The organism is Methanoculleus chikugoensis (assembly GCF_019669965.1).
In the GTDB taxonomy this organism is placed as follows: Archaea; Halobacteriota; Methanomicrobia; order Methanomicrobiales; family Methanoculleaceae; genus Methanoculleus; species Methanoculleus chikugoensis.
In genome coordinates this window covers 296305-308550 of sequence record NZ_AP019781.1, presented here as the reverse complement: position 1 = coordinate 308550, position 12246 = coordinate 296305, and the positions used below count along the sequence as shown (strand labels likewise).

The window sequence follows — 12246 nt, the reverse complement described above, 5'->3', positions numbered from 1 at the left end:
TCAGGGGAGCATCCCGGCGCTGCGGAGCCCGGCGTCTTCCGCAAACCCGCACATCAGGTTCATGTTCTGGATCGCCTGGCCGCTCGCGCCCTTGACCAGGTTGTCGATAGCCGAGACCGCGACGACCCGGTCGCCCTCGCTCTCGACGGCGACGTCGCAGAAGTTCGTCCCGCGGACGGCCGCGAGGGTCGGTCTCTGGTAGCGGACGAAGAACTCGTCGGCGTAGAACTTCTGATACAGCGCCTCGACCTCGTCCTGCTCCATCGGTTCGTTGAGGAGGATGTGGGCCGTCGTCAGGATGCCCCGGTTCACCGGGAGGAGATGGGGCGTGAAGTAGCACCGGGCGGTCGAGCCGAGCCGGGCGACCTCCTGCTTCATCTCCGCGAGGTGCCGGTGGGTCGTCCACTTGTAGGCGCTGAAGTTGTCGCCGACGTTTCCGTAGTGGGTGGTCGCGGAGGGGGTGTTCCCCGCGCCCGAGACCCCGGTCTTCGAGTCGTAGATGATGGTGTGAGCGAACTTCGCGAGCGGTGCCGCCGCAAGCGTCGCTCCCGTCGGGAAGCAGCCGGGGTTCGCGACGAAAGCGGCACCCCTGACCTCGTCCCGGTGGAGTTCGGGGATGCCGTAGGGCGCCTCGAAGTAGGCCGTATGGGATACGCCGTAGGTCTTCTCGTAGATATCCTTCGCGAGCCGGTAGTCGGCCGAGAGGTCGACGGTCTTTATCCCCCGCTCCGCAAGCGTCCCGGCAACCTTCATCGCCGCCGTGTGCGGTACGGCGAGGAAGGCGAAGTCGGCGTCGATATCGCCGGCCTCGGTGTTCCGGAAGACGAGATCGGTCAGTCCCCGGAGATGGGGGTGTACCGAGGCGACGGGGGTGCCGTCCAGCTTCCGGGACGTCGCCGCGACGACGTCTGCGGACGGGTGCTGCAGCAGGAGCCGCATCAACTCGCCGCCGGTGTATCCGGATGCACCGATGATCGCAATTTCCATAAGAGAGAGGTGTCTTTTATAGAATCTTAAGGCTTTGGGGCTGAAGGGGCGAAGCGGGAAGTTCCCGGCCTTTAGGCCGGGGATGAAAGCGGAGCCATCCATCTTCCACTTTCGCCCTGCACGGATCACGTATATCTTCTTTCGGATAAACTCTCTCGTTGTCTATGCTTATTTCCTACAAGTATCGAGCGTATCCAGATGCAACCGCTGAGGCGCGATTGAATACCGCACTCGATACCTGTCGGTGGCTCTACAACAAACTCCTCGAAGAGTGCACTACCGCACGAGAGGCCGGGATCACTCCGGCGATGCGAGGAATGCAGGCGCGGATCGTCACGTTGAAAGAGGAGAACCCATTTCTAAAGGACGTGTACTCCAAAGTGCTTCAGATGGTGAACTACACTCTCTGGAGTAACATCCGTGCTCTGTCGCAGACAAAGAAGAGAGGACGCACGATCGGCAAACTCCGGTTCAAGAGTGCATCCCGGTACCGCACACTCAACTACAACCAGTCCGGGTTCAAGATCGACCGTGGACATCGTTCGATCACGTTCTCGAAGGTCGGGACAGTCCCATTCAAGATGCACCGACCATACTCGGGGGAGGTGAAGGGCATCCTGATCACCCGTTCTGGTGATAGATGGTACGTGATCATCCAGGCAGAGCGGGGGGCTTCTGAATCAAAGCGTGAAGGGCGGTCTGTCGGGATCGATGTTGGTCTGAACGCATTTGCGGTCGATAGCGACGGCGCGGTAATTGAGAACCCTCGGTTCTATGAGCACTCGCTCGACCGGATCAGGAAATTACAGCAGAGTATTGCCCGGAAACAACGGTTCTCGAAAAATTGGGAGAAGACAAAAAGAAAACTGGAGGAGGTGTATGAGCATATCACGAACCAGAAGAACGATTTCCTGCACAAACTCTCCCGCCAGTATGTTGACGCCTACGTAGCGATCTGCGTCGAAGACCTGAATATCAAGGAACTGAAAGAGAACGGCAAATCGTGCGGGCTTCGGAGAAGTATCCACAGTGCGTCATGGGGACGATTCTATTCTTACCTCTCGTACAAGGCTGAAAGTGCCGGTACGAACTTCATTCAAATCGATCCCCGGAATACAACGCAGATGTGTTCAAACTGCGGAAGTATCGTGAAAAAGGATCTCTCTGTGAGAGTCCACGATTGCCCATATTGTGGGTTTGTTGCCGATAGAGATTACAATGCGGCGGTGAATATCCACCGCGTGGGGATGGAACAGCCCTTTGAGCCTGGGGAGCCAATACCGCTACATCACATCTCTGTGATGCAAGTGTTGTCCATGAAGCAGGAAGCCCCGCCCGAGAGCGCTGGGTAGTTCACGGCTTTGTGGTGCAGCGTTCGTAGAGGCGGGCGGCCACGGACTCGATCTCGTCTCTTCCCTCGAGTCCATCGAGGAGATCCTGCGGGAGGGCGGATCTCCCGTAGACAGCGCCCGCGTATGCCCCGCAGATGAGCGCGATGGTGTCGGTGTTCCCCCCGACGTGCGCCGCGGTGGTGAGGAGAACCGTGACGTCTTTGATCCGGCTGATCAGGAAGAATGCGAGCGGGACGGTCTGGTAGACGGTGACGTCGTTGCCGATCACCGAGAGCGCGCTTTCGAGGCTGATCCCCTCGTTTGCGAGGCGGACGGCGTCCCGGATCTTGTTGCCGAGGGCGACGTCTTCGAGGGTGGCGTGCTTCCCGGCAAGAGCGAGGGCGTCCGGGCGGCCGCGGACGGCGTGGTGGACGAGCATCGCGACGGTGACCGCTCCCGCGTGCGCCGCAGGGTGGGTGTGGGTGACGCTGCAGGCCTGGACCACCCGCTCGGTGACGTCGATGGGGTCGCCGTAGAGGAGGCCGAACGGGACGGCGATCCCGGTGCAGCCTGCGGTGTTGGAGGCGACACCCCCCGGTTTGCCGGAGAGGAGGAGGTGGCGGCACGCGGCGTCCACGGCGCCGTCGGGGAACCGGAGCTCCTCGTGCATGTACATCCGGGCAAGGGCTGCCGCGTATGCCTGCTCCGAGTAGGTGCCGTCGGCGAGCATCCCGGCGACGAGGAGCATCATCTGGGTGTCGTCAGTGAACTGCCCGGGTTTCAGCCCGGCGTTCGGGTGCCCCCGCCAGGCACGGCGGTAGCCCTCGTGGAGGCGCTGGAAGTCGGGCGGCGTGCTCTCCCGCGCCATGCCGAGCGCGTCCCCGATGGCGGCCCCGAGGAGGCAGCCCTTGAACTGATCGAGCATTCGAATAGTAACTCTCGTAGGGTTGCTCTTAAGGGTTGTTGTTCGGCGCGCGGGGGGGAAGGGCAGAGCGGTAACTCATGCTGTCCGAGTGGCTGAGAGGAAGTCGCTCTCGCCGGAGATCCCTCTTCCCGGATGACCCATCGGGGCTATGAGAACGAACGCTATCCAAGGACGAAGGCGACGGCCGGATAGAAGAGCACACTCACGGTGCATCCTTCCCGCGGGACCTCCGGATGAGGAAGTAGCCCACCGCGAGGACGATCACGGCTCCCAGGCCGCACCCGAGAAGCACGGGGCTGTAGAAGATGCTGAACGCACTTTCGGAACCGTGATACACCGCCGTATCTGCGGGTTGCTCGAGCACGGCCTCCCGGCCCTCCCCCGCATCGGCCGGCGGTGCTCCACCCGGAGATGCGCACGCTATGCCACTACCGGCCAGGATGAAGGCCAGTAGGGCGATGCAGATCAGCCCTTTCCGGCCGGTGCCGTTCATGAATTGCTTTTCTTCCACCGATTTCACCTGCCGGCGCGTCCCGGGAGACCGATCCCGGTATTCATGACGGAAAAGTCAACGCCCTTCTATAAACCTTTTCTGTGACACGCATCTACACATCGGGTCTTTCCAATCGGTTTCACACCAAAAACAGGCCGCAACGGGCCGGGAACCGGGGACAGGAATAGCGCTCCACCCCGGCGACCGATGAGACGGCCTACGTTATTTCGTCTGCCGGGGGTTCTCCAGTCACGCGGAAGTATCAGAAAGGAATCTGCCGGCGCCCGCATCCCCGGCAGCCCGAAGAGTTGACTCCTGGCACAGAAATCACTTATAGCGCGACAACAAGCTCTTCGATCAGGAGGGGGCCCGCCTATAACGAGAGGGAACCATGAGACAATCATTAATACTGAGGGGCGCCGCCGTGCTCCTGGTGGTGCTCGCCGGGATCGCGCCTGCGGCCGCCCTCGACAATCTCACGGCCGATCCTGCACGGATCGAGGAGATGACGTATGACCTCTGCACATTCGAGCGGGCGCTGGGGTCAAAAGAGCGGACTGCAGCGGCGACCTACATCGCCACCGCGATGGAGGAGCGCGGGCTCTCGGTCGGCACCGGGAGGTTTTCGTACAGCAACTGCTACTTCGACCCGCCGCTGGCCCTCTCCTCGAACATCATCGGTGTCAGGGAGGGGACGAGCGACCATATCGTCGTCGTCTCCGCACACTATGACACCGCCGGGCCGGAGACCCCCGGCGCCGACGACAACGCCGCGGGCGTCGCAACGATGCTCGAGGTCGCCAGGATCTTCAACGCCACTCCCCTGAACCGGACGGTCTACTTCATCGCCTTCGGCGGCGAGGAGACCGGGCTTGAGGGGAGCACACGGTGGCTCGCCGACAACCCGGACCTCCACGACCGGATCGTCGCCGCGATAAACCTCGACTGCATCGCCTCCGGAGACCGGCTGCTCGCGACGACGCTCCCTCAGCACCGGTGGACCCTCGATCTGCTCCCGCCGTCGGCGTGTATCGAGGAGACGCCGGCGCGGCTGCTCGACGCTGCACGGGGGGACGAACATGCCTTCCGTGCCGCGGGGATACCGGCGCTCCGGCTCTACGAGCGCGACAGTTATGCGATCATCCATACGCCCGACGACCGGCCTGAGAAGCTCAACTACACCCTTGCCGCGGAATGCGCACGGGTCGTCGCCGGGACGATTGTGGGGATTGACACGGCCGATGACACGCCGGAGATCGATCTCTCGGTCGAGGACGGAACGGTCACCTTCAGAACCCCGGACGACGCGCCGGTCGAGGTGCTCGTCGACGGCACCAGCCTCGGGGTGCTCCCGTCCGGATCGGTCACCCTCCCGGGAGGGTCCCACGTTGTGCAGGCGGCCACCTACGGCCCTACCGGGGCGAAAGCGGTCGCGACGGTCATGGGGGAGGGGGTAGAGATCGTGCCGCCGGCGGTATCCGGGAGCGTCGTCACCATCCCCTGGGGGGACGAAGCCGGACCGGACGAAGGCCCTCCAGTCCTATTCACCTTTGCGGCCGTCCCGCTCTCTTACCGCCTCGAACGGCCAGAAGTGGTCGTTCGGGTCGACGGCTACCTGGACGGGATATTGATCCGGGATCTTGAGGACGGCCAGGCGGTCAGCCCGGTCCCGGGGCCGCACTCCTTCACGGTCGTGGCCTACGGACCGGACGATGCGGTCCTTGGGGCCGACCGGGCCGACTTCTCCATCTCGAGCTACGGGATGGTCGACCTCGACGGGGGAATTTTGCAGGTCGATGAGACCGGCGGGGCAACCTGCTCGGCATCGGCCCGGACCTACACCCGCACCTACACTCCCGGCGAGCGCTACCGTATCGTGGTGGGGTGCGACTACCGGGACACCGCGGATGCGTTCCTGCGGGCGGCGGAGTTCCGGGTGGATGGTGATGGTGGCATGAATAGCGTTCGGAAGTTCTTTGATCTGCCGGTCCTCAACGACTCCCAACGACAGGAGATCGGGTTCTGGCTGGAGCCGGAGGGGCCCGGGGTCTATCAGTGGACCATCTCCTGTAGCGAGGGGGACAGAGGTGGCGCGGAGACCGGAAGCCTCGTCCTCAGCTGATCCGGCTACCCGGGGGCCGGCCGGTACCCCTGCAGCAGCGACCCCTCAGTCATCAGGCTCTTCCCGGCCCCATAGCGTCGATCAGGCTCTTTGCGAGGCTTGCAACCCGGGCCCCGGTAGCTTCCGGAGAGCCCCCGGTCCCGGACGGCGTCACGCAGACGTCGGTAGCCAGGGGCCAGAATTTCGGGATGACGTCCCGTTCGTCGTAAATGATGTGCACGACCTTCTGCTCCCCGCCGACCTCGACCGTCCCGGCCTGGCCGATGGCGAGCGACGTCGCGCCGCACCGGATCGTCCCGAGGATCACGCCGTCGCCGACCATGAACGAGGCGGAACTCCCGGGCTCGCCGGCGACGATCCCCTCGAAGAACCAGATCCGCAGAGGAGCGACTTCAAACGTGCCCGACTCGTTCTTGACGAACGCACGGGCGTTTCCGGCAACGGGGCCCGGCACCGGTTCGAGGTCGAGCACGAACTTCCGGCCGGGGAGGTGAAGCGCCACCGGGCTGCCCGAACCCGCGTCGGCGACGAACGACACCGGATCGGCGATCACGAGGTCGTACTCCCGGAGGGGCGGAAGGCTTGTGAGGTTCGCCCCGCCGGCCGTCGGAACCGGACTGAAGTACGCAGGATCGGTCATGACAACACCAACCGTAGGGCCGGACGGCAGCCCCGGCGCCACCACGTATCCGGCGTCGGGGAACGTCACGTTCTCATCGAGCAGGATCAGGCCGGGGTGCTGCCGTGCGATCTCCTCAGTGATCGGAACCCTCTGCGGGGTTTCAATGACCGGATTGTACATCGACATATCCCGCGGCCCGGCCCACTCGTCGAAGGTATCGAGCCAGTTCGTGGTGCCCCCGGTGGAGGGCGCCGGAGCGGCGGCGGAGCCCGCCGGGAGGATGAGCGCCAATATCAGGAGTATTTTGATTACCCGCATACCCGGTCACCTCATTGGTTGAGAGGGATCTCGGCATTCTTCTATAAACGATTTCTGTGGCGCGCGTCTACACGTCGGGACTTCCGGACGGCCTCATGCCGGAGAGCGGCAGCCATATGCAGGGGACAGACCGGGCGGCAGGAGAGCAAGTGCGAGAACGATGAGGATTAATTCATCAGGCCGCCGCCATCTACCCGGGTTTATCTCCGATCCTCCGTTTCCTGTCCGTCCAGGCTGCGCATCACGATGCCCACAGCCAGGCAGACAACCGCTGCACCGAGGAATACCTCCAGGTACAGCCCGGTCAGCAGACCAAGCGAGAAGAAACCGCGATACCCGGGCTCCCCGGCGGTTCCGATTGCCTCTGCAAGAGCATCGAAGAGTATACCCAGGAGGGACAGTTTTTCCGCGAAGACCGGCGGGGCGGCGCCGGGTAATTTATCGGGGACCCACGAACTGGGCAACCAGGAACGGCAGCTGGAGCAGCGACCCGGCTGCAGCACATAGTCTTCTGCCGTTCATAGCAACGTTCCCGAACAGAAAATACGCCGTCGCCACGGCAGATGCCGAGACCGTAACCATCGAGAGCAGGATTATCCCGGATACCAGCGGGGTGGCGGGAGCGCCCGCGTAAGCCGTGGCGATCGTGCCGGACGCCACCGCCACGATTCCTATCCCGAGCGAGACCGCCGGGCGCCGCTTTTCCTGTCCCAGCTTCCCGACCAGGGTTATGAGAGCGAACGGCCACGCGAGGACGAAGGCGACGGCCGGAAAGAAGAGCAGACTCACGGCGCGTCCTTCCCGCGGGACCTCCGGATAAGGACGTACCCCACCGCGAGCACGATCACGGCCCCGAGAGCGCACGCGAGGTGCACGGGGTTGTAGAAGACGCTGAACGCACTCCCGGATCCCTGATACGTCGTCGTATCTACGGGCTCCGCCAGCACGGCCTCCCGGCCCTCCCCCGCATCGGCCGGAGGTTCTCCACCCGGAGATGCGCACGCTATGCCGCTGCCGGCCAGGATGAAGAGCAGCAGGGCGACAGAGATCAACCCCCTCCGACCGATACCGCTTATGAATCGCCTTTCTTCCATCGATTTCACCTTCTGTCGCGTCCCGGGACACCGAACCCGGTATTCATGACGGAAAAGTCAACGCTCTTCTATAAACCCTTTCTGTGCCGCGCATCTACACATTGGGTTCACCAGATTGCCTTCGACCCCAAATGCGACCGCAAGGGGGCCAGAAAAGAGTGCCGCTCCGGACGACGGAAAGGCTTACACGGCGGCGAGAGCAGGTAACCGGGTTGTTGAACAACAAAAAAGGGCATCCGTAATTCTGGCCCTATCTCCGCCTCCGGTACAGGACAAAACCCACCCCGGCACCAAGAACCGCGAAGACCGCCCCAAACCCCGGCGTCGTTGTCTGGATCAACTGCCCGGACGCCAGATCCGAAGGGACCTGCACAACATCGGTCTTCTGATCGGCTCGAACGGTAATCTCCCAGACAATCCGGTCGCCGCCGTAGACTTTCAGCACGATGTTCTCGACGCTGGCGCCCGGGGGCTGTCCGGAGAGGGCCTGCGCCTCCGCTTCGGCTCTCCCGACCGTGAGGTTCTCCTCCGAGACGTATGTTGTAGAGACAATCTCTCCTCCTGAGAGGAGGACGATGTACTCCGTGAACACGCCGGTATCGTTGATGAAATAGACCTGCGCACGCGAAGGCCTGGCCGTAACCTCCTCATAGCGGTTTGGGGATTGACTCTCAATGTACGACCGCAGCTCTGCATCGTTGCTGAGCGCCGGGTACTTCGCAAAGATCTCCGGGAACCGGAGCTCTGCGGCCAGGGGCATCGCCTCGTCGCAGCCGATAATCCAGATGCGTTCAATAGACTGTTCGCCGCCGTGTTCATCGGCTATCCGGTTAAAGTAGACGAGCTGTTCTTCGCAGGCGTTCGCCGGCACGACGTACACGTACTTGTGGGTGTGATTGTACACACCCTCATGCCACCAGATCTCTCCGTGTTCGGCTATGAACGCGGTAATCGTCTCGTTGGTCTTCGCGTTCGGGTGGACCCCGTACAGGATCTGGGTCTGGTTTCCCTGTCCGGGAAGGGGCGTCACTACTGCACCTGCAGAGGCGCTGCAAGCGAGTACCGCAATGACGAGCCCGAGTGCCAGAAGGACAATATCTTTCTTCATAAAAAAGGGTTAATTGTACCTCGGAACCTCTCCGAGGAGAATCTGTGTTCTGAAGTCTTCATACCTAAGAATGCCGTCGCCGGTCGGGTCGTTCGGATCCAGGGTGTAATAGGAGTCATCGGCGTCACCGTAGACAGTGATGTTGATGTGAGTGTTTCCTGCTGTCTTATAAACTTGCGGGTTATCAAACGAGTTCCACGTCGGATCCGAGTGTATCCAGGCATTTCCATTCCACGATTCTGCGATGGCATGCCCTGATACATTACCAGTAGACACTTCTTGCATGGTGAACGACAGGAACCGCGTCGGGATGCCCAGCGCCCGGGTGGAAGCGGTGTACAGAGTCCCATACTCATCGCAGACTCCCACGTACTTCCCGTCTATGGGGGATGGGTGATCCATAGTGTACAGGTCGGACATGTCTATTTTGAGCAGAAGGAAATGCGTTATATGCCGTTGGATTGCCCACGTTGTCAGGAAGCCGCCGGATCGGGCAGATACGGGTCGACCAGGTCCCGGAGTTCGTCGCGGCCACGTGAAGCGCCCCAGGCCCCGCAACCATCCCCCAGCCGCGTGATGATCATGTTCTCCGGCTGGTCCTCGAGATGCAGAAAGGAGATCGCTTCGTCTATAGGGATCTCCCGTGGGACCCATCGATGATATAACTCGTCTCGAATGTCGTTGGAACCGGGAAATGCATCGCGACACAGGTGCCGTTCCAGGCCGAGAGATCGTCAAGCACCCTGCCGCCGCTTTCGGGCGCTTCCAATCTGCCGGAGTGGAACGAGAATCCCGAGGACCGGGAGTAGGACGTCGAGCCCGAGCAGATACACCCAGACCTCGATAGCCGGGAAGAACGAACCGTGCACCTGGAGCAGAACAAAAGAGACGATGCCGAACCAGGAAAGGATCAGTAGCGGCAGGCAGAAGACGACCACAGCGAGCCAGGCAGACTCCCGCACCGGGATGTTTCCCCCGGTGAAGGACGGTCGAAAGAACCAGACGAAGAGAGCAGCGGTGAAGAGGGCCGCAAGGGTAGAGATCACCCACAGGGAGAGGCTGAGCCAGCGGAGCAGGATCGCCATGGAGAGGAGAACGGTACTGAAGGCGATCAGGATATACTCCTTTGTCGTGATCCGCCCCCGGTCCCGGCCGGTGAGGCGGGGCCAGGCGTACCAGAGAAAGAGAACAACGGCAAATGTGCCGAGGAGGAAGAGATAGACCCGACCCAGGGAAACTACGGTCTCCAGAGTCACAAGAACCACCTGAGTAAAGCCGAATTCAGTCATGCCGGTACTCCGGAGGGCGTATCCGCGGGCAGATTTCTCCTACGGATATCCAAAAACCGGGGAAGAAGGGTAGATCTCACTGCTTCCCCTCATCGGCAAAGACATATTCGACATACGGTTCCTCAACGCCGTCCCGGAGCGCGGTTCCGGAAAACGCATAAACCGGCCGAACGAGGTCCTGCACAAAGCCCCTTGGCTCCATCCAGTAACCAATCGCGATATGCTCGATCGTGATCTGATCGTACTCTTGTCCCGTGTGAGGGCGGACAGTCCGTGCTGCACGAAGATCCTCATACGCCTCCCCGGGGGATCGGAGGCTGACATTCCCGTCCGGCGTCACCTCACGCCAGATTTTCACGAGCCCGACGACCTTGCCGCCGTCACCCAGGATCGCCGCGAATTCGTCGCCATAGACCGGCAGTCCGTCGAGTGACCGGCCGAACCTGACTGCCTTGGTGATGTCGTACGACACCTTCGGCTCGGTGGCACCTGCTTCCCAGGCCTCCTGCTTCTGGTTCACCTCGGTCTTCACGACCCGGGCATCCGGCGACTGCATGCCGGTCTTCTCCAGGAACGCAAGCGCAATCTTCTCTGCCTCCGCATCCGAGGGAAGGTCCGGCTGCCGGGTCACTTCGGTCGGCAGTTCCAGATCAGGGATGTGGTAGGCCACGGCGCCGGAATGTGCATACACCGATACCTGCTCCTCCGGGTCCTTCGAGGCATCGATGAGGAGGAACTCCCCGGTCTTTTTGTTCATCGTCCCCGGTTCCCCCGCAAGCCCGAACCGCTCCGCAACCTCCCGGACCTGCTCTTCCGTGACGGTGACAGGGACTGCCCGGTAGAGCGTGTACGAGTCCCGCACCTCCGGGAACTCAGCGTTGAGGGAGTATCTGTCTTCACCTGCGCCCGCCCTGGCGGGAAGAGGGCTTTCCGGGACCTGGCCCGGACCAAGAACCCATACGCACCCGACTATGATCGCGAGAGCGAGACAGACGAGTGCACCGATCTTTCGTGGCATTTTAAGACCTTCTATGTACTATCCCGGGAGATTCCGCTGCCCGGGGCGGGAGGGGCGTGCCTTCGCACACGGAATGCGTAGACCCTGTTGCCGCTTCCTGTGCCGAGCAGGGTGCGAGCGGCCTTGCACCATGAAGCGAATAACTCCGGAGCATAAGATTCTCCAAGGTAGCAGTGTGATCAGGGAGAATGGCCGGCCCGACCACCCCATAGTAAACAACGAAGTAATCGTCGTGTTCCGGGGACAGCGGCTTCTCAACAACGGTGAAATAACCAAAAGACGTTTCATTATCGAATTTTGTTACGGCAACGGGACTAAAGATCGGTTCCCCCTGTGATAAATCAGGTTCTTTGGAGAGGAACAGCTCAGCGGAAGAGACATTCCCAGATGCTCGGAGGTGGCTGCAGAGGACCATCTCAGCCTGTAAGAGGTCTGCCTTGTCATCGAAGTACCAGTTGACGACCAGATACCGATCACCCGACACGGTGTCGACATACATTGCATAGCTGCAGTGCCGTGAGAGGACCGGGAATAAGGATGGACACCCGTCTTCGATATCGCCGAGCAGGACAACATTCCCATCGATCGTTCTATTTACGGCGACAGAGCCGTTCTCCGCATACTCGTACCGGGGCTGCGGGATATACCATTTCTGCAGGGCCTCAGGGGGAGGATACCCAGGACCGATGGCGAGGAGGTCAATGAGCAGGAGGATACCGAAAGCACCGATAGCGATCAGGAGGAGAATGAATGCGAATTTGCTGGTTCTGTCGGTTTTCAGGGATTTCATCTGGATCTACCACCATAAAGAGGGGTCAGGGCCTCACCCAGGTCGCCATGGCACCCCACCAGTTACCATAGACTACGTTATGGATCTGAGTATCCCATGTGTCATGTATGGACACCCAGCCCTCCGTATAGTCGTGATAACCTACACAG

13 protein-coding genes are annotated in these 12246 nt (G+C 61.5%); 2 read left to right on the top strand and 11 right to left on the bottom strand.

Annotated elements, in window-relative coordinates; all coding sequences use genetic code 11:
- Nucleotides 1–987, bottom strand: coding sequence for an N-acetyl-gamma-glutamyl-phosphate reductase (gene argC / locus MchiMG62_RS01625; RefSeq protein WP_221057603.1), 987 nt, complete (start codon nt 985–987; stop codon nt 1–3).
- Nucleotides 988–1151: 164 nt separating this feature from the next.
- On the opposite strand from argC, the gene MchiMG62_RS01620 reads away from it, so the two are divergent.
- Entirely contained in the window at nt 1152–2339 is a 1188-nt protein-coding gene (locus tag MchiMG62_RS01620) for an RNA-guided endonuclease InsQ/TnpB family protein (protein ID WP_221057602.1), read from the top strand.
- Between the two features lies 1 nt (nt 2340).
- Here the strand turns inward: MchiMG62_RS01620 and MchiMG62_RS01615 are convergent, their stop codons facing one another.
- Together MchiMG62_RS01615 and MchiMG62_RS01610 are read right to left on the bottom strand one after the other, a co-directional pair.
- Entirely contained in the window at nt 2341–3243 is a 903-nt protein-coding gene (locus tag MchiMG62_RS01615) for an ADP-ribosylglycohydrolase family protein (protein WP_221057601.1), read from the bottom strand.
- Between the two features lie 202 nt (nt 3244–3445).
- Entirely contained in the window at nt 3446–3754 is a 309-nt protein-coding gene (locus tag MchiMG62_RS01610) for a hypothetical protein (RefSeq protein WP_221057600.1), read from the bottom strand.
- Between the two features lie 373 nt (nt 3755–4127).
- Between MchiMG62_RS01610 and MchiMG62_RS01605 the strand changes: the two genes are divergently transcribed.
- A complete protein-coding gene (locus tag MchiMG62_RS01605; protein WP_221057599.1) occupies nt 4128–5858 on the top strand; it encodes a M28 family metallopeptidase in 1731 nt (576 codons plus the stop codon).
- Between the two features lie 52 nt (nt 5859–5910).
- Here the strand turns inward: MchiMG62_RS01605 and MchiMG62_RS01600 are convergent, their stop codons facing one another.
- The 8 genes from MchiMG62_RS01600 to MchiMG62_RS01565 all read right to left on the bottom strand — a co-directional run bounded on the left by MchiMG62_RS01600 (nt 5911) and on the right by MchiMG62_RS01565 (nt 12097).
- On the bottom strand, nt 5911–6798 hold the full coding sequence (locus MchiMG62_RS01600) for a hypothetical protein (RefSeq protein ID WP_221057598.1): 888 nt from the start codon (nt 6796–6798) through the stop codon (nt 5911–5913).
- A gap of 438 nt (nt 6799–7236) precedes the next feature.
- The gene (locus tag MchiMG62_RS01595) at nt 7237–7587 is read right to left on the bottom strand and encodes a hypothetical protein (RefSeq protein ID WP_221057597.1); all 351 of its coding nucleotides are present in this window, start codon (nt 7585–7587) and stop codon (nt 7237–7239) included.
- A complete protein-coding gene (locus MchiMG62_RS01590) occupies nt 7584–7892 on the bottom strand; it encodes a hypothetical protein (protein WP_221057596.1) in 309 nt (102 codons plus the stop codon). Before MchiMG62_RS01590 ends, MchiMG62_RS01595 begins: the two co-directional genes overlap by 4 nt.
- 250 nt (nt 7893–8142) lie before the next feature.
- Entirely contained in the window at nt 8143–9000 is an 858-nt protein-coding gene (locus tag MchiMG62_RS01585) for a hypothetical protein (protein ID WP_221057595.1), read from the bottom strand.
- A gap of 9 nt (nt 9001–9009) precedes the next feature.
- Nucleotides 9010–9420, bottom strand: coding sequence for a transglutaminase-like domain-containing protein (locus MchiMG62_RS01580; protein WP_054847610.1), 411 nt, complete (start codon nt 9418–9420; stop codon nt 9010–9012).
- Nucleotides 9421–9734: 314 nt separating this feature from the next.
- Entirely contained in the window at nt 9735–10289 is a 555-nt protein-coding gene (locus MchiMG62_RS01575; RefSeq protein WP_153020038.1) for a hypothetical protein, read from the bottom strand.
- Nucleotides 10290–10365: 76 nt separating this feature from the next.
- Entirely contained in the window at nt 10366–11307 is a 942-nt protein-coding gene (locus MchiMG62_RS01570; protein ID WP_067077882.1) for a calcium-dependent protein kinase, read from the bottom strand.
- Between the two features lies 1 nt (nt 11308).
- Complete coding sequence (locus MchiMG62_RS01565; protein WP_067077879.1) at nt 11309–12097, bottom strand: hypothetical protein; 789 nt, start codon at nt 12095–12097, stop codon at nt 11309–11311.
- Nucleotides 12098–12246 lie beyond the last annotated feature (149 nt).